The organism is Bacillus inaquosorum, assembly GCF_023238325.1.
Taxonomy (GTDB): domain Bacteria; phylum Bacillota; class Bacilli; order Bacillales; family Bacillaceae; genus Bacillus; species Bacillus inaquosorum.
Window position 1 is genome coordinate 3,539,719 of the sequence record NZ_CP096592.1, and the last position, 25,601, is coordinate 3,565,319.

Annotated in this window: 24 protein-coding genes; 3 read left to right on the top strand and 21 right to left on the bottom strand. The window is 43.6% G+C overall.

Annotated elements, in window-relative coordinates:
* Window positions 1–28 precede the first annotated feature (28 nt).
* From mdxE to M1M80_RS18005, 4 genes are all read right to left on the bottom strand, one after another.
* Window positions 29–1,282 (bottom strand): maltodextrin ABC transporter substrate-binding protein MdxE, encoded by a 1,254-nt coding sequence (gene mdxE, locus M1M80_RS17990; protein WP_019259553.1) that lies wholly within the window; start codon window positions 1,280–1,282, stop codon window positions 29–31.
* A gap of 94 nt (window positions 1,283–1,376) precedes the next feature.
* A complete protein-coding gene (locus M1M80_RS17995; RefSeq protein ID WP_060399555.1) occupies window positions 1,377–3,146 on the bottom strand; it encodes a glycoside hydrolase family 13 protein in 1,770 nt (589 codons plus the stop codon).
* Between the two features lie 112 nt (window positions 3,147–3,258).
* Window positions 3,259–4,209: a LacI family DNA-binding transcriptional regulator gene (locus tag M1M80_RS18000; protein ID WP_060399556.1), complete on the bottom strand. Its 951-nt coding sequence runs from the start codon at window positions 4,207–4,209 to the stop codon at window positions 3,259–3,261.
* Between the two features lie 254 nt (window positions 4,210–4,463).
* Window positions 4,464–5,039, bottom strand: a complete 576-nt coding sequence (locus M1M80_RS18005; protein WP_060399557.1) for an LOG family protein — start codon at window positions 5,037–5,039, stop codon at window positions 4,464–4,466.
* Between the two features lie 117 nt (window positions 5,040–5,156).
* Here M1M80_RS18005 and M1M80_RS18010 point away from each other — a divergent pair, with 117 nt between their 5' ends.
* A complete protein-coding gene (locus tag M1M80_RS18010) occupies window positions 5,157–5,477 on the top strand; it encodes a MazG nucleotide pyrophosphohydrolase domain-containing protein (protein WP_003219846.1) in 321 nt (106 codons plus the stop codon).
* 27 nt (window positions 5,478–5,504) lie between these two features.
* On the opposite strand, the gene M1M80_RS18015 is transcribed toward M1M80_RS18010, so the two are convergent.
* Window positions 5,505–7,106 carry a SulP family inorganic anion transporter gene (locus M1M80_RS18015; protein ID WP_104010193.1) on the bottom strand — a complete coding sequence of 534 codons (1,602 nt, stop codon included), beginning with the start codon at window positions 7,104–7,106 and terminating at the stop codon, window positions 5,505–5,507.
* A gap of 18 nt (window positions 7,107–7,124) precedes the next feature.
* Window positions 7,125–7,718 carry a beta-class carbonic anhydrase gene (locus tag M1M80_RS18020; RefSeq protein ID WP_080010878.1) on the bottom strand — a complete coding sequence of 198 codons (594 nt, stop codon included), beginning with the start codon at window positions 7,716–7,718 and terminating at the stop codon, window positions 7,125–7,127.
* Window positions 7,719–8,111: 393 nt separating this feature from the next.
* Between M1M80_RS18020 and M1M80_RS18025 the strand changes: the two genes are divergently transcribed.
* Window positions 8,112–9,089: a 2-hydroxyacid dehydrogenase gene (locus M1M80_RS18025; protein ID WP_080429121.1), complete on the top strand. Its 978-nt coding sequence runs from the start codon at window positions 8,112–8,114 to the stop codon at window positions 9,087–9,089.
* Between the two features lie 36 nt (window positions 9,090–9,125).
* Here the strand turns inward: M1M80_RS18025 and psdB are convergent, their stop codons facing one another.
* The 4 genes from psdB to psdR all read right to left on the bottom strand — a co-directional run bounded on the left by psdB (window position 9,126) and on the right by psdR (window position 13,680).
* Window positions 9,126–11,066, bottom strand: a complete 1,941-nt coding sequence (psdB, locus tag M1M80_RS18030) for a lantibiotic ABC transporter permease PsdB (protein ID WP_060399559.1) — start codon at window positions 11,064–11,066, stop codon at window positions 9,126–9,128.
* Window positions 11,041–11,820: a lantibiotic ABC transporter ATP-binding protein PsdA gene (psdA, locus tag M1M80_RS18035; RefSeq protein ID WP_060399560.1), complete on the bottom strand. Its 780-nt coding sequence runs from the start codon at window positions 11,818–11,820 to the stop codon at window positions 11,041–11,043. Before psdA ends, psdB begins: the two co-directional genes overlap by 26 nt.
* Before the next feature lie 82 nt (window positions 11,821–11,902).
* Complete coding sequence (locus M1M80_RS18040; RefSeq protein ID WP_060399561.1) at window positions 11,903–12,973, bottom strand: HAMP domain-containing histidine kinase; 1,071 nt, start codon at window positions 12,971–12,973, stop codon at window positions 11,903–11,905.
* Complete coding sequence (psdR, locus tag M1M80_RS18045; RefSeq protein ID WP_060399562.1) at window positions 12,967–13,680, bottom strand: two-component system response regulator PsdR; 714 nt, start codon at window positions 13,678–13,680, stop codon at window positions 12,967–12,969. Before psdR ends, M1M80_RS18040 begins: the two co-directional genes overlap by 7 nt.
* 144 nt (window positions 13,681–13,824) lie before the next feature.
* Here psdR and M1M80_RS18050 point away from each other — a divergent pair, with 144 nt between their 5' ends.
* Entirely contained in the window at window positions 13,825–14,034 is a 210-nt protein-coding gene (locus tag M1M80_RS18050; RefSeq protein ID WP_060399563.1) for a hypothetical protein, read from the top strand.
* A 35-nt stretch (window positions 14,035–14,069) separates the two neighbouring features.
* On the opposite strand, the gene M1M80_RS18055 is transcribed toward M1M80_RS18050, so the two are convergent.
* The 11 genes from M1M80_RS18055 to M1M80_RS18105 all read right to left on the bottom strand — a co-directional run bounded on the left by M1M80_RS18055 (window position 14,070) and on the right by M1M80_RS18105 (window position 25,588).
* Window positions 14,070–14,834 carry an arylamine N-acetyltransferase family protein gene (locus M1M80_RS18055; protein ID WP_080429063.1) on the bottom strand — a complete coding sequence of 255 codons (765 nt, stop codon included), beginning with the start codon at window positions 14,832–14,834 and terminating at the stop codon, window positions 14,070–14,072.
* Entirely contained in the window at window positions 14,835–15,092 is a 258-nt protein-coding gene (locus tag M1M80_RS18060) for an HPr family phosphocarrier protein (RefSeq protein WP_003219835.1), read from the bottom strand.
* A 23-nt stretch (window positions 15,093–15,115) separates the two neighbouring features.
* Window positions 15,116–16,066, bottom strand: a complete 951-nt coding sequence (whiA, locus tag M1M80_RS18065; protein WP_003235366.1) for a DNA-binding protein WhiA — start codon at window positions 16,064–16,066, stop codon at window positions 15,116–15,118.
* 23 nt (window positions 16,067–16,089) lie between these two features.
* On the bottom strand, window positions 16,090–17,043 hold the full coding sequence (mgfK, locus tag M1M80_RS18070; protein ID WP_060400065.1) for a gluconeogenesis morphogenetic factor: 954 nt from the start codon (window positions 17,041–17,043) through the stop codon (window positions 16,090–16,092).
* Between the two features lies 1 nt (window position 17,044).
* Window positions 17,045–17,932, bottom strand: coding sequence for an RNase adapter RapZ (gene rapZ, locus M1M80_RS18075; RefSeq protein WP_003235371.1), 888 nt, complete (start codon window positions 17,930–17,932; stop codon window positions 17,045–17,047).
* A 24-nt stretch (window positions 17,933–17,956) separates the two neighbouring features.
* A complete protein-coding gene (locus tag M1M80_RS18080; protein WP_014481002.1) occupies window positions 17,957–18,433 on the bottom strand; it encodes an 8-oxo-dGTP diphosphatase in 477 nt (158 codons plus the stop codon).
* A gap of 320 nt (window positions 18,434–18,753) precedes the next feature.
* Window positions 18,754–19,704, bottom strand: coding sequence for a thioredoxin-disulfide reductase (trxB, locus tag M1M80_RS18085; RefSeq protein WP_060399565.1), 951 nt, complete (start codon window positions 19,702–19,704; stop codon window positions 18,754–18,756).
* 218 nt (window positions 19,705–19,922) lie between these two features.
* Entirely contained in the window at window positions 19,923–21,335 is a 1,413-nt protein-coding gene (gene cwlO / locus M1M80_RS18090; RefSeq protein ID WP_060399566.1) for a peptidoglycan DL-endopeptidase CwlO, read from the bottom strand.
* 379 nt (window positions 21,336–21,714) lie between these two features.
* Window positions 21,715–23,169: a tetratricopeptide repeat protein gene (locus M1M80_RS18095; RefSeq protein ID WP_060399567.1), complete on the bottom strand. Its 1,455-nt coding sequence runs from the start codon at window positions 23,167–23,169 to the stop codon at window positions 21,715–21,717.
* A 124-nt stretch (window positions 23,170–23,293) separates the two neighbouring features.
* Window positions 23,294–25,063: a multidrug resistance ABC transporter ATP-binding protein/permease BmrA gene (gene bmrA, locus M1M80_RS18100; RefSeq protein ID WP_060399568.1), complete on the bottom strand. Its 1,770-nt coding sequence runs from the start codon at window positions 25,061–25,063 to the stop codon at window positions 23,294–23,296.
* 165 nt (window positions 25,064–25,228) lie between these two features.
* Window positions 25,229–25,588 carry a hypothetical protein gene (locus M1M80_RS18105; protein WP_060399569.1) on the bottom strand — a complete coding sequence of 120 codons (360 nt, stop codon included), beginning with the start codon at window positions 25,586–25,588 and terminating at the stop codon, window positions 25,229–25,231.
* Between the last annotated feature and the right edge of the window lie 13 nt (window positions 25,589–25,601).

Here is a 25,601-nt window from a genome sequence, read left to right on the forward strand (position 1 = left end):
CCCTCTATTCTTCCGGACGCCCGCCGTTTTATTTCACATACTTTTCTTTGATATTGTCCTTTATGACATTTACAGCATCATTCGCTGATGTTTGCGCCGCTTTTTTTCCTGAAACCGCATCAAAAATCAAACTTTCCGCTCCCGTCCATACCTCAGCCATTTCCGGAATATTCGGAGTCGGTGTCGCTGTTTCATATTGTTTAATCACAGCTGACGTCAGCTCATTTTTTTGCTCACCTGCTTTCTTCCTTGCAGCTGTATTGGCCGGAACTTCGTTTGTATCCTCATAAAATGCGTAAGCATTGGCATCGTTTGTAGCATACTCAAGCCATTTTTCAGCCAGTTCGGGTTCTTTTGTATATTTTGAAGCAACCCAGCCCTTGCCGCCGGCAAAAGGAGCATATTCTTCTCCATTTGGCAATGTCGGAATAGGAGCTGCTCCGTAGTTCAATTTAGCCTCTTTATAGTTGGCAGCTGACCAAGGTCCGCCGATGATCGCACCCGCTTTGCCGTCTAAAAACATCTGCTGAATAAAATCGTCAGCGCTTGAATTGTCTTGCATGCCTTTTGGCCAATAGGTTTTAAACCATTTCTCCGCATATTTCACCGCTTCTACAGCCCCTTTATTGTTCAGGCCGATGTCCCCGGAATCTGTTCCGTTTTTTCCAAATACATATCCGCCGTAACCGGCCAACAAACCGTACGACATATAAAAGTCAGTCCATTTCGCTAAAAATCCGGTTGATTTTCCTTTTTCCGAAGCAAACGCAAACCGGGAATCCTCTGTTAATTTTTCAAGATCTTTAAATGTTTTTGGTGCTGTTTGTAAGAGATCTTTGTTGTAATACAAAACAAGTGTTTCAATGACTAGCGGCATACCATACACCTTGCCGTCAACCGTTACCTGCTGCATTTCTTTATCGCCAAAACTATTTGTATTAGATGGCTTAATTTCAAGTAAATGTCCTTGCTGGCCCAAACCGCCGATCCGGTCGTACGCTGCAAGCATAACATCAGGTGCATTACCTGCCGGGCCATCAAGAGGAAGCGCTTCCAATTGCTCGAACATTTGCTTTTCAACAATTTTTATTGTGACATCATTCTCTTTTTCGAACTTTGCTTTTATGCTTTCAATGGATTCTTTATAGGTTTCTTCGACAGACACAGTCAGTACTTTTTTGCCATCAGAGCTTGCCGGATCTTTTGAATTTGAACAGGCGGCGAGACCGAATGTTAGGACTGATGCCGCCAATAAAGCGAACCCCTTTTTAAAAAGGATCATCTCTTTTCCCCCTTCTATTTATGAATCTATAACAATTGTATGGGTCTATAGAAAGCGGTTACAACATCTTTTGATTTGTTACCGATAACAGAATTTAAACAGGGGCGGCAGCACCCAAAATAAAAAATTCTCCCGGCTGAACGGCAATCACATCGCTATGATGGAGCGGCTGCTCTGTCCATACATCGTAGATTTTCTTATTCCTTTCAATATTCAAATCCCGTAAACTGACAAGTTGAGCCGCATCCCCCTGATTAAAGAAATAAATCAGTGTTTTTTCATCAAGAGTCCGTGAAAAACTAATAAAGTTGTTTTGGTCATCCAGCAGATTCCACTCAAGATTTCCCTCAGTCAATAAAGTGTTTTCCTGTTTGCGTAAAGCAATTAACCGCTTCATAAATAGAAGCATTTCTTGATTTTGCTTTTCTTTTTCCCAAACCATACATTTCCGGCATAAAGGATCATTTTCGCCGTCCAGCCCGATTTCTGTTCCGTAATAGATGCATGGTGAACCTGTCTGGGCAAACATAAAGGCCAGCAAAGCGCGTGCTTTTTTCTCGTCATTGCGGCATCTGGTCAAAAGGCGTTTTGTATCATGGCTATCCAGTAAATTAAACATCACCTCATTGACCTGCTTCATCCCATTCATCAAATGTGCATTTACACGGCGGGCCATACGCGAGGCTGGAATCGCCCGGTCAGCAAAATATTCAATCATAGGCTCTGTAAAAGGATAATTCATCACCGCATGAAATTCATCTCCTCTAAGCCAAGGTTCGGCAGAATGCCAGATCTCTCCTAAAATATAAAGGTCAGGCTTTTCAGCTGATACGGCTTGCCTGAATGTCTTCCAAAAAGCGTGATCCACTTCATTGGCCACATCCAAACGCCAGCCGTCAATGTCAAATTCGCGAATCCAGTACAAAGCAATATCAAGCAAATATCTCTGTACTTCGGGATTAGCCGTATTTAGCTTCGGCATATCAGGTGTAAACGCAAACCTATCATAATTGCCTTCTTTGACAGGAAAAGAGTGAATATGGAACCAATCTTTATAGCGGGATTGAGCTCCGTTTTTCACAACATCCTGCCACTGCGGAGAAGCGCTGCCTATATGATTAAAAACAGCATCAAGCATAATTCTCATCCCCCGCTGATGAAGCTGGCTGACCAATGTGCGAAAAAGCTCCGGATCTCCAAAATGCGGATCAATGGAATAGTAGTCCAGCGTGTCGTATTTATGATTAGAAGGCGCGGAAAAGATCGGAGTTACATAAATTCCGTTCACCCCTAAATCCTCTAAATAATCAAGCTTGTCAACAATTCCTTGCAAATCTCCTCCAAAAAAATCATTGACGTCCGGATCCTTGCTCCCCCACGGCAATACATTCTCCGGCGATAAGTCTTCTCTTCCATTAGCAAAACGCTCCGGAAAAATTTGATACCAAACCGTTGATTTGACCCACTCAGGCGCTTGGAATGTATCGGCCTCGTGAACAAATGGAAGTTTAAAATAAAAATGGATCGTCTCCAGCGTTTTTTCGTTATAAGGGCATACACCTGAACTTCCGAAAAAGATGTCTTCCTGATGGTCTGTTACAACAAACGCATATTGCAAACGCCTAAATGGCGGCACCACTTCAGCAAACCAATAATCATGCATTTCTGTTGCGGCAATTTTCCTCATCGGCAGCTCGTTTGCCGACCACCTGCCGACGTTGTACTCATAGGGATCACCCCAAATTAATGAAATCTGATTTGCATCACCTTTTTTCGTCCGAATCTTGATATGCACTGTCCGCCCGTCATAAGAATAAGCATCAGAACTGAACGGCTGATGATGAATCGCTGCATATTCCATCATGTCTCCCCCTTTGATTTCCGTTTTATTTAGGCCGGCTCTTAGTTTGAAAGTATCATGATGAAATAGCAGGAACAATCCTTTTTACCTTGTTACCGATAACAGAATAAGGCTCTTACAGAGTTGATTCGCGTACAATTAACTCCGGCTCAAAAAATAGATTTCCTTGGGCAGCACCGTCTTCATTCATTTTTTTCAAAAGCATCCTCGCACAGGCTTCCCCCATTTCAACAACAGGCTGTCTGACCGTAGTCAGCCGAGGCGAGGAGATACGATCAAGAAAAACGCCGTCATTCCCGGTCACAGCAACGTCTTCAGGAATTCGTTTCCCAAGCGATTGCACCGCACGAATGACGCCGAGCGCGATTCGATCGGATGCACAGACAAATGCGGCCTGATTGTCCAGGGATTTCAGCACTTCTTTTGCAAGGCATTCACTTTTTTTAGAACTGTTGTCGATTCGGAAAATATTCGTTTTTCTAAAGCTTTCATTCATCGCCCGAATATACCCCTGTTCTCTGGAACGTTCAAAAGGCTCATCTAAATCAATGCCAAAAAAGACAACTTCCCGATCCCCCAGTCCTATAACGTGGCGGGTTGCCATAAAAGTGCCTTTCTCGTTATTCACATCAATAAAGTCATAGCCCATTTCATTTTCCCCAAATACGACCAGCGGCTTTTCAAAGGCTTTGATCACACCTTCAAAATCGGTCTTTCTCAAGCCGGTAGCAATAATGCCGTCGCATTGGCCAATATTGAGAGAGTTTCTTGTCACAAGCTGCAGAGCATAATGATTGCGATCCAGCTCCCGGCTGATTCCGGTCAGCAGGTTCATGTAATATGGTTCTGTCGTATCCATTTCCTCAAGAATCAACAGTTTGACAACCTGTGTTCTGTTTTGCACAAGCGCTCTTGCCGCATAATTAGGGATGTAATTCAGCTCTTTCATTGCAGAATGAACAAGCTTTTTCAATTCATCTGTCACCGTCTCAGGATGATTAATCACTCGTGATACCGTCATTTTCGAAACATTTGCCTTTTTTGCCACATCTGACAATGTTGCCATTTTCATCCCCTCCTTACCTGTGCTTATTATCCAAACTAGTGAAAAAGTCCTTTATTACAACTGAATATACGATGCAGCAAAAAGAAATTTAAAAAAGAGATTTCCTTTAGGAAATCTCACATTGTCAAAAAACTCGATTATTAGTTGATCCTCCACCTGGATTACTGCCCCGGAATATAGTGAATCAACGGCCGTTGACCGAATACGATAGGCGGCTCACTCACTAACTCTCCTTCCCTGAAGAAGGCTCTTTTTTAGATCTCCGTCCACTTTTTCTCTAAAATCGGATAAGAGTAATTCTGCATTTGCTCAATTAACTCATCAGGGCGTGAAGAACTGTGGATCAGCTTAAGGTGTGAATCGTTAGAAAACCCTTCCTGAATGCTGTATTTGATCATTTTCATCATCGGTTCAAAATATCCGTTCACATTGTACAGTCCGACCGGCTTTTGGTGGATGCCGATCTGCGCCCAGCAAAGCACTTCAAATAATTCTTCATATGTACCGAAGCCGCCCGGCATAGCGATAAAACCATCTGCCAGCTCGCTCATTTTAGCCTTTCGTTCATGCATCCCGTTTACTTCAATCAGCTCAGTCAGATTTTGATGGACAACCTCCCCGCTGAACAAACCGCTCGGCATGACCCCGATTGCAGTTCCGCCGTTTTCCATAATCGCGTCAGCAATGGCTCCCATCAAGCCTACACGGGAGCCTCCATAGACAAGGCCGATTCCCTGCTCAGCCATGTACGCGCCAAGCTCTGCCGCTTTTCTTTTATACGCTTCATTTCCCCCCGGGTTTGACCCCGCAAATACACAAATTGTTTTCATCTTGTCATCTCCGCATCTATATATCGTGTTAAATATTCAAAAAACACACTATATATTGTCCCACCTTCATGTGATAATATCAATATGAAATACATAAAGAATGCAGGAGTGATGATGTTGCAGCTGGCTGATGCAGAAAAATGGATGAAGGAGTTTTACGAAAAAAGAGGCTGGACAGAATACGGACCGTTTATTCGAGTCGGCTTTTTAATGGAGGAAGCCGGAGAACTGGCCCGGGCTGTCAGGGCATATGAGATCGGCAGAGACCGGCCGGATGAGAAGGAATCGACACGAGCTGAGCAAAAACAAGAATTGATTGAAGAAATGGGAGATGTCATCGGAAATATCGCCATTCTTGCTGATATGTACGGTGTCTCCTTAGAAGACGTGATGAAGGCCCACCAAGAAAAACTGACAAAACGATTTGAGCATGCATAAAAAAAGCGGCCGCATTGGCCGCTTTTTTTAACCTGTGATTTCATCATGGTGATCAAAGAAATGCTGCTTCCCTATTTTGTGAAATAGGCCTGTTTTATGAAGCAGCTCCTTCGGCTGCGATTGCAGTCCTACAATCATCAGCTTTCCGTTGTGGCGTTTAATTCTGTTCATAACGTTCCCAAGCACTGCTTCAGCCGACGTATCCATGTAGTGCACCTTATTCATGAGCAGGATAAGGGTCTTCGGCTTTTTCTGTACATGCTCCAGCAGTGAAGATTCAAGCGAATCAATTGATCCGAAAAACAGCGGCCCTTCTATCGCATACATGCTGACAGATGGATCTTCTCTCTTTGCCGCCTTCGCCAGAACAGGGTGCGATTCCTGATTGTGGATGCGGGTTGCTTCGCTCATTCTTCTGATGAAGAAGACAAATGCGAGCAGCAAGCCGGTTGCCACACCGACGATGAGATCAAACAGAACCGTAAGAACAAAGGTCGCTGCCAAAATAAAGGAATCAGCGTTTTTCAGTCTCAACATGTTTGCGACTTCCTTCCGCTCACTCATATTCCATGCGACAACCATGAGAATCGGCGCCATACTGGCAAGCGGCACATGGGATGCATAAGGCGCGAATACGAGCAGGACAAGCAGAACGACTACACCGTGAACGACGCCGGAAACAGGTGAAACCGCTCCGTTTTTAATATTGGTTGCCGTTCTGGCGATCGCTCCTGTTGCCGGGATTCCGCCGAACAGCGGCGCAGCCATATTCGCAATTCCCTGGCCGACAAGCTCCTTGTTGCTGTCATGCTTTGAGCCCTTCATGTTATCCGCGACCATTGCGGACAAAATCGACTCAAGGCCGCCAAGAAGCGCGATGACAAGCGCTGCCGGAAACAGCATGACCATTTTATCCAATGTAAGCTCCGGGAACTGAAATTCCGGCAAATGGCGGGGAATTTCTCCATATGTTGACCCGATCGTTGCCATGCGATCAGGGAAAAATACAACCGCGACCAGTGTGGAAATCAGAAGAGCCAATAAAGCGCCCGGTACTTTAGGCATCACTTTGGCGGATACAAGCAAAATGACGAGCCCGATCACTGCTGTCAAAATGGCATACATGTTAAAGGTGCCGAGCTTCTGTGCAATTTCAAACATGTTGTGATGAAAATTCTCGTGTTTTTCAACATTTCTCAAACCGAGAAAATTAGCGATTTGCTCCGTGAAGATGAGCACGGCAATTCCGGCTGTAAAACCGACGATAACGGGCTTCGGCACGAATTTCATGATTTTTCCGAGCTTAAACAGCCCGAACAGCACCAGCATCACTCCTGCCATAAACCCTGCAATCAGCAGGTTCTCCAAGCCGTACTGCATCACAATGCCGAATAGAATCGGGACAAAGGCGCCTGTCGGACCGCCAATTTGATATTTGGATCCCCCAAACAAGGAAATACAAATCCCTGCCACAACAACAGTGTACAGCCCGTATTCAGGCTCGACTCCCGAGGCAATGGCAAATGCCATCCCTAAAGGAATTGCCACGACACCTACTACGATACCTGCAATCAGGTCTTTCTGAAATTTCTGCAAATTGTATCCCTTGAATCTCCCTGAGAATCGCATATTTTGTTATAACCTCCCTTATAAATGTGTGTTTATGAGCTCAGTTTCATAACCGTTAATGACGACATCAAGTTTTCCTGTTTCAGGATGAATGACAAGCCCGTGAACCGGAACCTTTTTCGGCAGCAACGGATGGTTCTTGATCATGTTCACACTATGGGAAACGCTTTCTTCTACGCTGTGAAAACCGGTCAGCCATGATTTCAAATCAAGTCCGGCGCTCGACAGCAAATTCAGGCAGCTTTCTTCCACCCCGCGTTCCTTCGCTTTCTCGAGAATCGAAGACGCATTCAGTCCTGACATCCCGCATTCATGGTGGCCGACAATGCACACCTCTTCAGCCTGCAATTCATAAATCGCAACCAGTATGCTTCGCATCACGCTTCCAAATGGGTGAGAAACGATGGCTCCCGCGTTTTTTACAATTTTAGCATCACCGTTTTTAAGTCCCATTGCTTGCGGAAGAAGTTCTGTGAGCCTTGTATCCATACAGGTGACAATGACGAGCTTTTTTGAAGGAAATTTTGTCGTTTTGTACGGTTCATACTTCTTCTCTCTGACAAACCGCTGATTGTGTTCCAAAATTGATGTTAAAGAAACCATTTGATTCATCTCCCATCCATATGATTTTGCAAGCCTTCTTACCCAGCTTACAGTAAGGAATTATAGCATAGGAATACGCCGCGAAAAGGCTTTCAAAAAAAGACACTATAATTGGACTGTAGAATCAAAACATAAAAATTTATATCTTTCAAAGATAATAAAATTTATATTTAATGAATCCTATAATCTGAATGCAGCTCGCATATTGATGATTTGTCTGACAAAAAATATAGGTGAATTCAGATAATTAAAAAACTTTTTTAAGCGATTTTAGCTGCTCGTTCAATTTTTATATCCATTTTAAGTTCAAAAGAACCAGAAATTCAAATGAACGTAGCTATATTTTTAACATTTATTTATTTCCGATATAATGAAAGAGACAACAGCCATAAAGGGGGAGCCTTGTTGAAACCATTTGTATTTATCACAAAACCGATTCCTGAAGAGATAGAAGCATTCATCGGTGAACATTGCCGTTATGAAATATGGCAGGAGGATACGCTTCCGAATGACGTGCTTTTTGAAAAATTAAAAGATGCTGAAGGGCTTTTAACTTCAGGAACATCTGGACCGTCAATCAATCGTGAACTGCTTGAACATGCGCCTAAGCTCAAAGTGGTCAGCAATCAATCCGTTGGGTATGATAACTTCGACATAGAAGCCATGAAAGAAAGAGGTGTCGTCGGCACTCATACACCTTATACACTGGATGACACAGTTGCGGATCTGGCCTTTTCTCTGATTCTATCTTCCGCCAGACGTGTTGCCGAACTGGACCGTTTCGTCAGAGCCGGAAAATGGGGAACCGTTGAAGAGGAAGCGCTTTTCGGCATTGATGTTCATCATCAGACGTTAGGCATTATCGGCATGGGCAGAATCGGAGAACAAGCAGCAAGACGCGCCAAATTCGGCTTCGATATGGACGTGCTTTATCATAACCGCCATCGCAAACAAGAAATTGAAGACAGCATCGGCGTCAAGTACGCTGAGCTTGATACATTGCTCGAACAATCTGATTTTATTCTGCTCATCACACCGCTGACTGATGAAACATATCACATGATAGGGGAACGCGAATTTAAGAAGATGAAGGATTCAGCAATTTTCGTCAATATTTCCCGGGGAAAGACGGTTGATGAAAAAGCACTGATTCGCGCCCTTCAGGAAGGCTGGATTAGGGGAGCCGGCTTAGACGTGTACGAGGAAGAACCTGTCGCAAAAGACAATCCCCTTTTGAAGCTAGATAATGTGACTTTACTGCCGCATATCGGCTCAGCAACAGCGAAAGTACGCTTCAATATGTGTAAACAAGCTGCCGAAAACATGGTCGCGGCCATCCAAGGGAATACACCGAAAAATCTGACAAGAGAATTTCAATAAATCAAAAATCCGGTCTGATCCAGACCGGATTTCATATTACATATGCTGGAGAACAGCACGCTTATAAATATGACGAGTCACGATATAATAAACAGCCTGGAACACAAAATAAATGAAGATGACAATCACGGCCTCAAGAAATAAGTTGGAATTCAGCATGTTGCTTAACGCCGCATACGCAAAGCCGGCGTGAATGGTGCCCGCTATAAATGGGATGAAGAACAAAAATCCAATTTGTTTTCCAAGGATGGAGTGAATCTCTTTGTCCGTAATCCCCATTCTCTTTAATGCTAAAACTTGCACTCTCGTATCTTCTATTTCCGTAAACATCCGCAAATACAGCATACTTCCTTGCACGATAAAAAACAGCACGCTGACAAACAGACCGATAAACAGCATTAATGCGACTCCCTGCTTCACAATTTGATAACTGGGTGCACGCGTTTGAAAATCAGATGTATGTTCTTTCGGCACCATGTTTTCAAGCTTTTCAGAGACATCCACCGCCTCCTGCCAATGCTCAAGCTCATAACCTACCACTCTCATCTGTTCCTTCAGCGGCACATCATGTGTCAGGCTGTCAAAGCTCTTTTCACTGATAACCAATAAACGGCTGACTCCCTCGACTGACATCAATATCCCTTTGTTCTGCTGCTTTTTCATGACGTAGGAAAGTGTTTTTCCTGACTTCATATGAAATGCTGCTGCTTCCCCTTCTCCAAATGTATCTTTCACCATCATTTGAAAAGGAACATTGATAAATGCTTCATTTTCTTGTAAATGAATAACAGGGAAACCTTTTTCCTTTGCGACTTGATTATAGATTTTCTCTGAAATCAGCAAGGCCTCGGCTTCCGCTTTCCTGTTCCCATATGGCGAGTCTGATTGAAAAGTGACAGGAATTCCTGTGGCATTTACCTTATACTTGATGTCAGCATCAGCTTTTTTCAATGTATTCTCAGCCGTCTCAGGCTTCATGACCTGAAAGCTGGAAGCGTCTTTTTCTACCCAGGCAACAGATTGGGGAATGCTTTGCTCCTCTTGTCTTTCTAAATCAGCATAAAACATATAGATAACACCTGTAGCGGTTAAAATGACCGCCGTAATGACAGAGGTTAAAAACAGCATTCGGGCATGATCCTTTAGCCGGAAGATCATGTTGGAACGGACAATGATATTCGTTCCTTTATAAAAGCTGTGTTTCTTTCTGTACAGCATGCGGAAAAACGCCACACTGCTTTGTGTAAAAAAGAAATACGTCCCGATTAACACTAAAATTAAAATCGGAAAGACACGAAATACCATATCAATCGCATTCGCTGTGGCAGACAAATAATAACCGCCAGCCAGACAAAGCAAGGACAGCACAGTGAGCCACTTTGAATAAGCCGGCAAGCTTTTCGGCTTTCGGGCCGATTTAATTAGCTCAATGATTTCCAGCTTGCGAATCCGGCCCAGCGATAAAATGAGCAGCGTCTGAAACAGGATGAGAAAGCCCGCAACAGTCATCACAAACGCTTTCGGCACAATGGCAAACGAAATCGGCACTTTCACGCTGAGCATCCATGTCATAATCATAAAAAACAGTTTTGAAAATAACAGCCCTGCTCCAATGCCGGCCGCAATCGCCGCAAGAGAAATGAGGGACTGCTCATAATAAATCATTTTGCGAAGCTGCTGCTTTGATGTTCCGAACAGCGTCAGCAGCCCAAACTCTTTCTTTCTCGCCTGCAAAAACGCTGAATTCGAATATGAGATGAAAAATACACAAAACACAATGATAACGACAAGAGCTGCGCTCAAGCACGTTTTGACAAGGCTTCCGCCATATATATTGTCTTCATTGACATCAGGGTGAAAAATAAAAGATGTGAAGACAAAAAACACCGAAACGGCAAACACACAGCTTAAAAAGTAGGCGACATATCTTTGCAGATTTCCAAGAATGTTTTTACGGGCGATGGTTCTCAAATTCATGAAAATCGCCTCCCAACACACTCAAGGTATCCAATATACTTTGATAAAACACCTGCCGGTTTGTCCCTCTATGAATTTCTGAAAAGAAACGGCCGTCTTTAATAAACACAATCCGTTTACAGAAGCTTGCCGCTGTGGCATCATGCGTGACCAATAAAATGGTCGCTTCCTTTTCTTCATTCAGCTGAGCCAGCGTGTTCATTACTTGTTTAGCCGATTTTGAATCAAGGTTTCCTGTCGGTTCATCGGCAAGAATGAGCGCCGGATTGTGAATAATCGCTCTGGCACAGGCCGCTCGCTGCTGCTGTCCGCCCGACACCTCGTATGTCCGGTGGTCGAGAATATGCTTGATTTGCAGCGTATCAGCCAATTCTTCCAAGCGGGCTTCCATTTCTCTCAGCTTTACCTTGTCCAATGCGAGCGGCAGCAGAATATTTTCCCGAATCGTCAGCGTATCAAGCAGATTAAAATCCTGAAAGACGAAGCCGAGTTCTCTTCTGCGAAAAAAAGCCAGGTCTTGATCCTTTAACGTTTTCGGCTGAATGCCGTTGATCATCATCTCGCCCTGAGTCGGCTTATCAATGGTGGCCAGCAAATTCAGGAGCGTGGTTTTTCCGCTTCCCGACGGCCCCATAATCCCGACAAATTCTCCTTTCGCCACACTGAGATCAAAGTCGCTGAGCGCTTGGTATGATATCGTTCCTTTATTTGAATAGTACGTTTTTGACAGGTTCGTTGTTTGTAACACGTTCATGTTCTGCTCCTCCTTTTTCTTTATTATAAAAAGGAAGTCAGCAGCCTCCCATCGAACTTTCTTTCAAATCTGCTCTCCAACCTTACAATGCTGTCACATTCACCAGGGTGTCACTTGAAAACACGATGGTCATCACAGTGCCAGCCCCTTCTTTTGATTCCGCATAAAGCTTATGGCCAAGCCGGCTGCACACCTGTTTTGCTAAATAAAGACCCATTCCCGTTGCCTCTGTCATACTTCGTCCGTTTTCCCCGGTAAAAAACGCGTCATAAATCCGCGGCAGATCCTGCGGCGGTATGCCGATGCCTTCATCAGCAACCGACAGGCGCGTCTCATGTCCATCTGTTTCAATCCGGATTGTAATATGGTCGCCCACACCTTGCTTTGAATATTTCAAGGCGTTGAAAAGAAGCTGCTCAACCACAAAGGAAAGCCACTTTTGATCACTGGAAATCTGAACGGCGTTTGACGGCACATGTAGCTTTGGAAAAAGGCGCCGTTTGATAAACTGCCGTTTTTCCTGATTAATAAGTGAACGGACGAGCTCGGTCAAATCAAAGGTTTGCGGCCTTACATCAAACGCAAATTCCTCCAGCCGTGCCGTTTGCAGCATCATATCAAGACCATGGCGAAATCTCTCATTTTCATCCTCCAGCTCCTCTAAAAACGTCGGAAAAGAAGAAGCGGTTCCGTTTTTTCCTTCCTGAATCATTAAGGAAATAACAGATATCGGTGTTTTCATATGGTGGACCCATTGATTGGTGAAGGTATAATGCTGTTTTTGCTGATTCATATATTGTAAGAGCCTGCCCTCGTATTGCTGCCCGAGTGCGTTGATCATTTTCGTCCAAAGAGCTTGCTCTCGTGTTCTTGGCTTTCGGGCTTTCAAAGACGGTCCAATGTCATTCGAAGAAGAGGCTTGTTCTGCAAGCTTTTTAATATATGTGAGAAAGGAAAATTGCCGGATGTAATCAGCAGCAAAACCGGCAGCTAAAAGAGCACCGGGCAAAATCCATATGTAGATCATATTTTCTGCGGAAGGCTCTGCGCCGCTCTCTATGATGCTTAAATACGCAATCAACATGGCGGTCCCTATCCCTAATAATGAAAATAGAATAATGGCGAAGCGGTCGATGAGATAAGTCTTTAACACTCCGGTTCATCCTTCCGATTGACTTGAAATTGATAGCCTTGTCCTCTTATCGTTGAAATGCAATCTTTCAGTCCGGCATTCTCCAGTTTTCTCCGCAGCCGATTGACATTGACCGTTAACGTATTATCATCGACAAAATCAATGTCATCCCATAAAGCCTCCAATAGTTCATCACGGGAGACGATTTTTTTATGCTCCCTCACGAAAATCGATAGGAGCTGAAATTCTTTTTGTGAAAACAAGATGCGGGTGCTGTTCCACTCGGCCTCATTCTGATCAGGATAAATCGTCAGCCCGCCAAGCTCCACTATTCTTGATTCCTGTGACAAAGAAGGCGAGTATTCACCATAGGTGCGGCGCAGGACGCTTTTGATTTTGGCCATCACTACCTCTAAATGGAACGGCTTCGTGATATAATCATCGCCGCCATTTTCAATCGCCATCACCTGATTCAGCTCATCAGTCCGTGCTGATATAAAGATAATCGGTGCATTGGAAATGGTACGGATTTGCCTGCACCAATAAAACCCGTCAAAAAAAGGCAGGTTGATATCAAGCAGCACAAGATCCGGCTTCATTTCTGCAAATTCCAATTTTATATCATTCAGCTGTTCAGCAATTTTCACTTCATATCCGTATTTTTGAAGATGACCGCCCAGCAAAGAAGCAATCCGGTCATCATCTTCCACAAGCAAAATCCGATACACGTTTATCCCCCTTATATTCTGCACGATGATTTTTCTAGAAGATTCCAAAATTATTATAGCATGTAGAGAATCGTACATCGGTCTTTTTCTATTCGTTATGATAGAATATAAAAGGGAAAAATTTCATAAAAAGCAGGTGTCGCGATGAAGAAAATCATGCTGCTTCTAACAACTACGTCAATTCTTTCAGCATGTCAGCCGAACTATACCGGGAAATACATAGAAATTGGGGATTCACTAACTGAATACACCAAAGAGTGCTTTAAAGAGAATCACATTCCTTATCAATATGAAAAGGGAAAACTGTATATCCCAGAAGATGCATTTGATACAGTAATCAATACTTGTTCATAAGAAAAAGCTTGCAGTATGTCTGCAAGCTTTTCACATTACACAAAATAAGTATTTAATTTCTCTTCAAACTCTGAAGGGGCGATGTCACTTTTTTTGCCTTCTCCGCCGTTTTCATGAATCGTCAAATGGCGGTCTGACATGACCATCCGTCCGTTCGGCGTCAGCTTTGAGGCGAGCAGTGATTTGTTAAACGGAGATTTTTCATGAGAGTGAATCATGTCCTTCATGTCATCTAAATCACCGGCATCACTCTCTTCAAGGGTAAAGGCGTAACCGATTTGCCAGCCTTCCCCTTTGTCCATCAACAGGACATGGCTGCCCTTTTCTGTCTCTTCTTCTTTGATTCGGAATGACCCGACAGGAGATTGTACCGTTTCTCCAGAAAGCGGTATCGGCTGGAGCGCCAGGTTGATGCCAAATCCAATATCAACGATATAATCGCCTTTTTCCGCAGACAGCAATACAGCAGCATGCGTTCCTTCTAATGCCCATTCTTCTTGTTGTCCTGCATAAACCGTTCCCCGAATGAGCTTCACATGAAATCCGGCCTCACGCAAGACAAAATAAAGAAAACCATTTAAATCATAGCACAGGCCGCCGTGCTGTTCTTTGACCAGGCGGCGCCATAGCTCTTCTTTTGTTATGTTGTAATTCTCTTTTGAGAGTACGGCACGGTTTTCAAATGGAAAACGGTATGCCATTGATTTGAGAAAAAGGGGGAGATCAACGAAGCTGACATGGTCTTTCTCCCAGCCGATTTTCTGAAAGCAGTCTTTTAGAAAGTCATTCATCTTTATCACCTAAACTTCTTCTTGAACATAAGCAGCCAGCTTTTCCAGCGCCTCCTGTTCGTCTTCTCCCTGGGCGATTAAGGTAACCTCAGTGCCTGTGCTGACCGCAAGGCTCATCAGCCCCATGATGCTTTTTGCGTTTACTTTTTTCCCATCCTTCTCAAGAAACACATCTGACGTAAACCGGTTTGCTTCTTGTACAAACAAAGCAGCAGGACGCGCCTGCAGTCCTGTCTTTAATCGAACTTCCACTTTCTGTTGAACCATAAGATCTCCCCTTTTCTTTACGGTTATTTTAAAGTGACGGTTTGCCCTGTCCGCAGCTGTTCTGCGATTTCGTCAAGTTTTCTCAGCCTGTGGTTGATTCCTGATTTGCTGATTTTCCCGCTTGCTACCATTTCCCCTAGCTCTTTCAGCGTCACTTCCTGATAATCAATCCGCAGCTGCGCGATTTCTCGAAGTTTTTCAGGAAGCGCATCCAGGCCGATTCTTTCATCGATGTATTTAATATTTTCCACCTGTCTGAGCGAAGCGCCGATCGTTTTGTTTAAGTTGGCTGTTTCACAATTAACGAGGCGGTTGACTGAATTTCTCATATCCCTGACGATTCTGACATCCTCAAATCGCAGAAGCGAATTGTGGGCGCCAATCACGTTCAGAAACTCAGTAATCTTTTCCGCCTCTTTTAAATAGGTGATATAGCCTTTTTTCCGTTCGAGCGTTTTGCTGTTTAGCTGAAACTCATTTAACAGGTCGCATAATGAATCGTTATGCTCCTTATAAAGAGAGAAGATTTCTAAATGATACGAGGAGGTTTCCGGGTTATTGACCGAACCTCCCGCCAAAAATGCCCCTCTCATATAAGAACGCTTGCAGCATCTCTTTTTGACCAGCTCTTCCGAAATACTTCGTTCAAACACAAAATTCTCCCCGAGTATTTTTAAATCCTCTAAGATCGCTTTTGCATTTTCTGAAAATCGCACAATATAGACGTTGTTCTTTTTCAGCCGCATTTTCTTTCTGACCAGCAGCTCGACCGATACATCATATTGTTTTTTCAGCAATGTATAAATGCGGCGGGCAATCGCCGCATTTTCGGTTTGAACGTCAAGTACGAGATGGCGGTTTGTAAATGATAAAGCTCCATTCATCCGGATTAGTGCAGACAGCTCCGCCTTAATGCAGCAGTCTTTCACTTCCAGATTCGTTAATTCTTTTTTTGTTTCTGATGCAAATGACATATTAGCCACCTCATTTCAAGGCTTCATTCTTTCAATAAATCAACAAGAAGAGAGGCCACTTTATGTGTATCGTGACGAATTACGTCATTTTTATACGTTACGATTTGATCTCTGATGACTTCAAGCCCCATCGCTTTCAGCTCTTCGATATCAAAATCTACAGGACGCGCCGATTCCATTTCGTACTTACGTTTTATTTCGTCAGAAATGTCTTCGCTGTTCACTAATATCGTATCAATAAAACCGCAGCCCATATGCTGATTGAGCGCTTTCACGTGATCAGCAGCGGTGTAATGGAGCGTTTCGCCGGGCTGAGTCATCACATTGCAAATGTATACTTTTTTCGCCGTCGCCTTCACCACTTCTTCCCCAATCTTTGGGACGAGCAAATTGGGAAGAATGCTTGTATAGAGGCTTCCCGGGCCGATAATAATCAAATCCGCTTCCCTGATCACGTCTATCGTTTCCGGCAGCGGATCAATATGTTCAGGCGTGAGAAAAACACGCTTAATGCGCTGCCCGTATGCCGGAATCGTGGACTCGCCTGAGACCACGCGGCCGTCTTCCATCTCAGCATGCAGAACGACACTGGCATTGGCAGCTGGCAAAACCTTCCCTCTTACATTCAGCACCTTGCTCATTTCTGTGACAGCGTGAAAAAAATCACCGGTTATATTTGTCATCGCTGCCAAAATCAAATTCCCGAGAGAATGGCCTGTTAAATCATTCCCCTTATTGAAGCGGTGCTGAAAGAGATCTTCAACAAGCGGCTCCACATCGGATAAAGCGGCAAGCACATTTCTGATGTCTCCGGGAGGCGGAATTTGCAATTCATCCCGCAGACGGCCAGAGCTTCCCCCATCATCGGCAACTGTCACAATGGCCGTAATGTCAACAGGTTTATGCTTTAAGCCCCGAAGTAATACAGAAAGACCCGTACCGCCGCCAAAGATTGCAATTTTCGGCTTTTGTCCCATCTTATTTCCGGCTTCTCTTTTCAATGTCCCGGTGAGTAACATGAGTATAGTAATCCTTTTTGAAATAATCAGCTAAATTTTCGGCAAGTGTCACAGAGCGGTGCTGGCCCCCTGTGCAGCCGATCGCAATAACGACCTGGCTTTTTCCTTCTCTTTTGTAAGATGGAAGCATAAAGCTCAGCAGATCGATTAATTTTTCATTGAACTTTTGCGTTTCATTCCACTTCATGACGTAAGAGGATACCTCTTCATCCTTGCCAGTCAGCGGCCGCATGCTTTCGATATAATAAGGATTCGGCAAAAATCTGACATCAAAGACGAGATCTGCGTCAATCGGGATACCGTATTTAAAACCAAATGACATGACATTCACGGTAAATGTCTCCCCTTGGTTTGACGCAAAGTGCTTTACGATTTTTTCGCGTAAATCACGCGGCTTCATGTCCGACGTATCATAAATGATCTGAGAGCGGCCTTTTAATTCCTCAAGCAGCTCACGTTCCAGCGCGATGCCTTCAAGCGGCAGGCCAGTCGCTGCCAGCGGGTGCGAACGTCTCGTTTCTTTATATCTCGTGACAAGAATAGAATCCTTCGCGTCCAAGAATAAAATTCGCGGTGTTATCCACGGATTTTCCGCCATTTCATCAAGCGCTTCGATCAGCCGGTCAAAAAATTCACGCCCGCGCAAATCCATAACGAGCGCAACCTTGCTCATTTTCGAATTTGATTCCTTCATCAGCTCTAAAAATTTAGGAAGCAATGATGGCGGAAGATTATCGACGCAGAAATATCCGAGATCTTCAAAGCTTTGAATGGCGACAGTTTTCCCCGCGCCCGACATTCCGGTTATAATGACAAGCTGAATATCATGTGATTCACTAACACTCATCTTTCTCCCCCCTGACTTGTCTTTCTATTTGATATGCTGCGGGTCTAATCGATAACTGAGCAGCTCAAAGTCCGGTGTATACGTAAATGTGCCGTGCAGCAGCCCTTGTCCCTTCATCATAAAATCAAGGATATGGCCGTCTCCGGGGGCCATAGGCAGGTTTTGAATATCATTGACATCGTGCCACTGCAGCTTGCCCTCCTCTGATTCAGATACATTTTGTCCTGTATAAGAATCAGCGACAAACGTAAACATCATCCACTCAGAGACAATGTGGTCACCGTCTTTAATAATAAAGGTAAAAACGCCTTTTAACTGAGGATTTATGATATAGATACCAGTCTCTTCTCTGTACTCTCTGATGACGGAGTCTCTGACTGATTCTCCGCTCTCCATCTTGCCTCCCGGCGCGACCCACCAGCCGCGTCTCGGCTTTTGAAGCAAAAGAACCTTGTCATCCGTCTGAAGCACACAATTTGTCACTCTTTGCAAGTACGTCACCTAACCTTCTCGTCCTGTCATCGTCTCTTTATTATACCGCTTCAAGATGCCTCCCACAATGAAGAGACATTGACAATCTTTTCTTCTATTTTACAGCATATTCATCCCTGGGTTCAGATGATTTTGCTGTAACAGGCATCCGTCTTTTATTTTTGGACAAAAAAAGGACACGGATAACTGGAGAATCCGTGCCAAAAAAGTGTATTCATTATAAAAAGGGGGTCAATTACTTTATTAATCATAACCGAAAAGCATTACACAACTGTTACAGCGGAATTAAAACCCAGTAACGTTATGTGAAGCTCGTATGACAGCCCTTTTTATTTTAAGGTTTTCAGCGTTTCTTGGAGCTCTTCGACATAATGCTGTACGCTTTGTGCCGCAATACTTCCGTCTCCTGTAGCCGTTACGATTTGACGCAGTGATTTTTCGCGAATGTCTCCGGCAGCGAAAATACCTTCAACCTTTGTTTCCATGCGGTCGTTTGTTTCGATGTAGCCTTCTTCATTCGTAATGCCCAGATTTTCAAACGGTTTAGACAGAGGAAGCATGCCGATGTAAATGAATACGCCGTCTGTTTTGAATTCACTTTCTTCACCGGTTACCGTATCGACAAGCGTTACGCTACCAACTTTGCCGTTTTCCTCATGAATTTCCTTCACGGTTTTGTTCCATAGGAAGTCAACTTTTTCATTATCAAATGCTCTCGCTTGAAGAATGCTTTGCGCACGGAGTTTATCACGTCTGTGAACAATCGTTACTTTTGAAGCGAAACGTGTCAGGTACACGCCTTCTTCAACAGCAGAATCTCCGCCGCCGACAACGACAAGCTCTTTGCCTTTAAAGAAAGCGCCGTCACATACCGCACAATAAGACACACCGCGGCCGCCCAATTCTTTTTCGCCAGGCACGCCGATTTTTTTATACTCCGCACCCGCGGCAATGATCACAGCGCGTGCTTTATATTCTTTTGAACCGGCTTTAACCACTTTGTACTCTTTGCCGTCAACAACTTCTTTAATATCACCATAAGCGTATTCAGCGCCGAATTTTTTCGCGTGTTCGAACATTTTGTTGGAAAGCTCAGGTCCGAGGATGCTTTCAAATCCAGGATAGTTTTCTACATCTTCCGTATTGGCCATTTGCCCGCCGGGAATTCCTCTTTCAATCATTAATGTCGATAAATTTGCTCTTGATGTGTATACAGCGGCCGTCATCCCAGCAGGGCCCGCGCCGATTATAATCACGTCATATATTTTTTCTTCTGACACACTATTCACTCCTTAAACCATCTTTTCAAGTTTGGGCTCTTTCTTATATGATAAGAATCCCCATCAAACGTATTCCTTACCCATATCCTATAAAATCTCATGGTGATACGCTATTTTTTTGCTCATTTTTTTCTCATCACGATTAAATGAGTTCCAAAAGGGTATATATGTTAATAAAGAAAGAGCCTTCTGTTCATAGAAGGCCCTTGTCTTATTTATTATTGAACAACACGTCTTACAACGCCTTTAAATGCTTTTTTCCAGTAAACGTTGCTCATTGAGTCAACAGATACACCATGAGATGTATTGTCGTTTAGGAAAGTACCGTTTCCTAAGTAAATTCCAACGTGACCGTTTGTTTTGTATGTGTCAAAGAAAACTAAGTCTCCGCGTTTCATTTCAGACGCGCTGACAGCTTGTCCTCTTGCAACTAACGTATCAGTTGTTGTTCCGCCTACAGGTCCAAGGTTAACACCTGCAGAAGCGTATGCCCAGCGTACGAATGATGAGCAGTCAAAAATACGGTTGTTGATATCAGACTGAGTGCGTCCGCCGCCAAATTTGTACGGAGATTGTCCTACAATGCTTGAACCAACGCTGATCGCACCTTCAATTCCGCCTGAGTTGCTGATAACAGTGCCGCCTGAATTGCTGTTTGAGCCGCTGCTCTTCTTAGAAGATGAGCCGTTAGACGAACTGTTTGATGAACCGTTAGAAGAGTTGTCTGAAGAATCATCATCAGATGAGCTTGCTTTTGCTGTTTCAGTTGTAGCCGTTTGGCTGTCATCTGTTTGTGTCTCATCAGATGCTTTTTGTGCTTCTTCCTGCTTTTTGATCAAGGCAGCCGCAGCTTCTTGTTCTTTTTTGATACGTGCTTGTTCAGCTTCAGTATCTGCTTTTTGGTTTGCAAGTTCAGATGCTTCTGATTTTAATTCAGAAATCGCTTCAGCCGTTTTCTTCTGGCTTGCTTTTGCTTCATCGAAAAGCTTGTCTTTTTCATCAAGCTGTTTATCAAGGTCTTTTTGCATTGTTTCTAATTTAGCCAATGCAGCTTGAACTTCTTTCAGCTTGTCATTCAAATCCGCTTCAGAATCTTCAAGCTTCGCTTTATCCTGCTCTTGCTGCTTGATTAAATCTTTGTCTGCATCCACAATAGATGAAACCGCAGTTGCGCGAGAAATAAAGTCACCAAAGCTTGTTGATCCTAAAAGAACATCTATGTATCCTTGAGATCCGCCGCTTTCCTGTAAAGAACGAACGCGTTTTTTCAGGATTTCATTGCGTTTTTCGATGCGGGCTTCTGTCTCTTTAATCTCTTTTTTCAGTTTTTTGATTTCTTCTTTTGTTTTATCGTTTTCTTCTTTTTTATCTTCGATCTTGTTGCTTGTATCAAGCGCCTTAGCGTTAATGTCTTTCAGTTCTTTTTCAATCTTTGATTGATTTTCCTGAAGCTCAGTTAATTCTTTTTCCTTCGCTTCGATGCTGGAAGCAACCTCAGATTGCTTGCTTTCGATTTTTTGTTTCTTTTCATCTAATGTTTCCGCCGATGCAGTTTTACTTGTAAATGGGATCAAAAAACTGCTTGTCCCGATGACGGAAGCCAAACCAAGTGTCAATAAACTCTTTCTCACTTTTATATCCTCCCTTTTACTGTGAACCTGTCCTCATTTGGAATCGTATTTTAAACATCAAGTTTCGTTCCTCATACTCTACGAGGAATGATGGTTGTTTATGGTTAATTATTCTGTGCATCTCTTATTCTGGTTGTATAGCGTTTATTTCACATCATATGTAAAAAACACTAATTCCTTATGTACGAGAATCATTATACCATCAAGTTTCGACAAATTAGCGATAAATTTTATTACATTTGTGTTTCAAACAGATGTCAAGTCGCCCATCGTTTGTCATTTTTCTTAAATGAGTAAAAAAGCTGTCGATATTATTTTATTAATATAATCTACTAAATAAAAAAAGAGTCGATTCTGCAAATCGACTCTTCAAAATATTCTATTCTAGAATATCATCAATATATTTCATATATTTCGTCAAAGTTGCCGGAGAGATGCCGAATCGGGCCGCTGTGTCTTTTTTCGTATCATGTTTGCCGTGAGCTTCTTTCCAAATATAACAGATTGCCGCTGCCCAGCCCCTCTCATTTTTCAACGGAGCGGCTGCGCGGATTTGCTGGATGACATGGAACACCCAGCAGCTCATGACTTCTGTTTTCATCTCTTCTTTTTCAGCATGCTCCAATAATTTGACGGTTTGATAGGCGAAAAGCGCATCCTCTGATACGTCAGCTGCCACGGAATCTCCATTCAAAAGCAGCTTAACAAAATGATTTTCGAAAGGAGCGGTAATTCTCTTCGAGCGTATCACCGCTTCAAGATGCTCCGTTTCTCCCTTTGTGCTGCTGATATAATAGGCTGCGAGACGCTGTTCTACAGATGAAGGAAGTGCTTCCCTCCGCTCAATCCATGGAGCCGGGCGGTCTTCTCCGGGATATTGCGACTCGACTTTTCTCCAGATCGTCTCGGCAAATTCAGTATGTCCCGTAAAATAAGCGGAGCACGAGAGCCAGTAAAAGAATGTATCGTCACCTTCAAAGCCGCTTTTATATAATGATTTAAGCCATTTATATCCGATCTCATAACGGCCGACAAGCGCCAAAGTGGCTCCCAGTTTATAGCGCTGTTCCAATAGCATCGGATATACGTTAGAAAGCTGATCACTCAGTTCCGCCACTTTTTCGTCTTCTCTTTCATAATAGTAGAAAACGAGAAGATTACATAAGGCGTGAAGGTTTCCTTCATTATGACTGAGCACTTGGTAAGCGGTTTGCTTCGCTTTTACGATGTTGCCTGAATAGAAATAGGCAAGCGCCAGATTATTGTATGCTGACCAAAGCTCCGGATAATCGGCTGTGATTTCCTCAAGCGCCGCAACCGCTTCGGCAAGCTGGCCGCTTTCCAGCAGTGACTTTGCCCGATCCTGTTTCATCAGCAATTCATCCTGATCATACAAAGAATCCTCCGGCCCGCCGTCTCCTAAATCGAGCAATTCAAGCAGACTTTCGTTTTCTTCGGCGAATTCACCGTCCGGATCCGCATCTGAATAAGCAGCCGCTTCTTTATAAGCTTCTTGAAAGAGCCCCAGATGGGCAAAGTTATTCGCTTTAAAGTAATGGCACTCCGGCATTTCGGCCTCCAGATTTGCCATGATATAATCAAGAAGATCGTTCGACTCCTGATATTGGCCCATTTCTGAATAAATGACCGCAAGCTGCGAAAGCATCTCTGAATCCTCCGGCTCCAAATGAACCGCGCGCTGAATCAGTTTGCTTGCCCGTTTCAGATTGCGCTCTTTATACGCTTTCAAGCCTTTATGAAAAAAATATTGTCCATCTTGAAGCAGCTGGACAATTTGTGCGTGATTTTTATGTTCAGAAGTGTGTTTTCCCACAACTACCCTCCGTTTTATACAATGTACCGTCAGTAGTATACCATAAATCGCAAGCCCCTCAATAGTTCAAAAGGAAGGATTGGGAAAATCCCTCCGCTTTTTTACTGGCTGATTCGACCAAAATTTACCCGGCTTTGTTCTCTAAATCCGCGTTCATTTTCAGCTGCTGTTCAGCAAAATCTCTATATAGATCATGGGAAGCCATTAATTCATGATGTGTGCCCCGTCCGGTGATTTCTCCTTTTTCAACAAACAAAAGCTGGTCCGCGTCTACAACAGTGGATAAGCGGTGTGCGATGACAATCGTTGTACGGCCCTCCATCAGCACCTCAAGCGCCTGCTGGACTGATTTTTCAGATTGGCTGTCGAGGCTTGAAGTGGCTTCATCAAGCATTAGAATACTCGGATCACGGAGAAGCGCTCTCGCAATCGCGATTCTTTGCCTCTGTCCGCCTGACAGCATAATGCCGCGTTCGCCCACCTCAGTATCAAGCTGATTTGGCAGCTCCTTTATAAAATTGAGTGCATATGCCATCTCCGCGGCTTTTTCGATCTCGGCATCTGTTACATCACGTTCTAACCCGTAGCAAATATTTTCTCTAATTGTTCCCGACATTAACGGGCTTTCCTGTGATACATACCCGATGTGCTCCCGCCACGATTCAAGCGAATAAATATCAATCGGCTCGTCCCCCAGCCGAATGATCCCCGAAGTCGGAGTATAGAAACGTTCCAACAGCTTAAACAGCGTCGTTTTCCCGCCGCCGCTCGGACCGACAATAGCTGTTACTTTCCCTGCCTCAATGACGGCGCTGATCTCTTTCAAGATCAGCTGATCCGGCTTATAGCCAAAAGATACATGGTCAAGCTGAATAGGCAGATGCGCGTTATCAATTTGTTTTCCTGTAACTGTATCTTCCTCTTCCTCTGCCAAAATCTCAATCATCCGTTCTGTTGCACCGATTGATTTTTGCAGCTGTGTAAAGAACGTTGTAATTTGGCCCATCGGCATAATAATTTGAAACAAATATAAAATAAATGCCACGAGCGCTCCGGCGGTCAACTCGCCTGATGAAACCTGCATGCCGCCGTATCCGATGACTGCTACGAGAGCTGCCATTAATACAAGTGAGATGAGCGGGCTGACAAGCGACTGAACCTTGGCTTCACGAACTCCAAGTTTAAATAATGAAGAAATTCCCATCTTCCCGCGCCCATATTCGACATCCTCCGCATTTGAAGCCTTGACGAGCCTGATTTCCGGAAGAATTTGATTCAGTAGGCCTGTAAAACGGGCTGTTTCATCTTGCGTTTCCCGGGAAATCGAAAACATCTTCCGGCCTATCGGCATTAAGATAAGAGCGGCCAGAGGAACGACCACTAACACAAGCAGTGTCAGCTTCCAGTTCATAATAAACAAGATAGACAGTGATCCAATGACAGAAATGATACCTGTAATAAATCCGCTGATATGGGTTGTAATCAGTTCTTTGACCACCATCGTATCATTCGTTACACGGCTGACTGTTTCTCCGGAAGCGTTTGTATCAAAATAGGAGACAGGAAGCTTAATTAATTTCTTCCATAATAGATCCCGCAGTCCGGAGATGATTTTTTGTCCGTTATAGTTCAGCGCATAGGTGGCATAAGCGCTTAAACCGGCCTGAACGAGAAAAACAAGCGCGATCAGCCCGATTTGTGTTCCTGACAGAGCTGACATTGAAAAGCCATCGACAAGCTGCTTCGTTAATAATGGAATCAGCAGGCTGACCAGTGTGGTCACAATACTGAGAATTAACGCAAAGGCAAGCTTTCCATAAGAAGGATTGGTCTGCTTTACTAATGAAAAAAAGGGTTTTAATTTACTTTTAGATTTTTGTTGCTGGTTTGGCATATCATTATTCCTCCTGTTTCAGCGTTCAGAAAGGTGAAATAGCATTTCAAAAGGATGATTTTTACTCTTTCTCAATCATATCAATGGAGAGAGACTTTTTCAGTATATTTTTGCCGTGATGAAAATAAAAATCTCCCACTCATGGTTGAATAGGAGATTTTTATATTATCCATCTTGAACAGGCTTCTTTTTTCTATAAGTCAATGTCACATCCTGCTGTCGCATGTCTTCAATCATCATTTTATACCGGTCAACTTTTGCAGTATGTTCTTCTTTTATCATTTGAAGTGCAGCTTTTCTACTTTCGCTTTTTGATTCTAGCTCTTCTTTTATTTTTTTTACGATCAACCCTTTTTGACCTTTGATTTCCTCTTTTAAAGAAGACTCAAATTTCTTTGTCAGGCTGAGAATGTCATTGATCGGTTTATTGAGGCTGCCTGCTTTCCCCTTCATTTCGTCATAGGTTAGAAACCTATAGGTGGTTGATACAATTTCTGTTTCATTTTCTGAAAATAAGGAAGTCACTCTTCATTTTCCT

Excerpts from the sequence above, each read along its gene's own strand:
- mdxE (WP_019259553.1), bottom strand. The coding sequence starts at position 1,282 with ATGATCCTTTTTAAAAAGGGGTTCGCTTTATTGGCGGCATCAGTCCTA.
- M1M80_RS17995 (WP_060399555.1), bottom strand. The coding sequence starts at position 3,146 with ATGATGGAATATGCAGCGATTCATCATCAGCCGTTCAGTTCTGATGCT.
- M1M80_RS18000 (WP_060399556.1), bottom strand. The coding sequence starts at position 4,209 with ATGGCAACATTGTCAGATGTGGCAAAAAAGGCAAATGTTTCGAAAATG.
- M1M80_RS18005 (WP_060399557.1), bottom strand. The coding sequence starts at position 5,039 with ATGAAAACAATTTGTGTATTTGCGGGGTCAAACCCGGGGGGAAATGAA.
- M1M80_RS18015 (WP_104010193.1), bottom strand. The coding sequence starts at position 7,106 with ATGCGATTCTCAGGGAGATTCAAGGGATACAATTTGCAGAAATTTCAG.
- M1M80_RS18020 (WP_080010878.1), bottom strand. The coding sequence starts at position 7,718 with ATGAATCAAATGGTTTCTTTAACATCAATTTTGGAACACAATCAGCGG.
- psdB (WP_060399559.1), bottom strand. The coding sequence starts at position 11,066 with ATGAATTTGAGAACCATCGCCCGTAAAAACATTCTTGGAAATCTGCAA.
- psdA (WP_060399560.1), bottom strand. The coding sequence starts at position 11,820 with ATGAACGTGTTACAAACAACGAACCTGTCAAAAACGTACTATTCAAAT.
- M1M80_RS18050 (WP_060399563.1), top strand. The coding sequence starts at position 13,825 with ATGAAGAAAATCATGCTGCTTCTAACAACTACGTCAATTCTTTCAGCA.
- M1M80_RS18060 (WP_003219835.1), bottom strand. The coding sequence starts at position 15,092 with ATGGTTCAACAGAAAGTGGAAGTTCGATTAAAGACAGGACTGCAGGCG.
- whiA (WP_003235366.1), bottom strand. The coding sequence starts at position 16,066 with ATGTCATTTGCATCAGAAACAAAAAAAGAATTAACGAATCTGGAAGTG.
- mgfK (WP_060400065.1), bottom strand. The coding sequence starts at position 17,043 with ATGGGACAAAAGCCGAAAATTGCAATCTTTGGCGGCGGTACGGGTCTT.
- rapZ (WP_003235371.1), bottom strand. The coding sequence starts at position 17,932 with ATGAGTGTTAGTGAATCACATGATATTCAGCTTGTCATTATAACCGGA.
- bmrA (WP_060399568.1), bottom strand. The coding sequence starts at position 25,063 with ATGCCAAACCAGCAACAAAAATCTAAAAGTAAATTAAAACCCTTTTTT.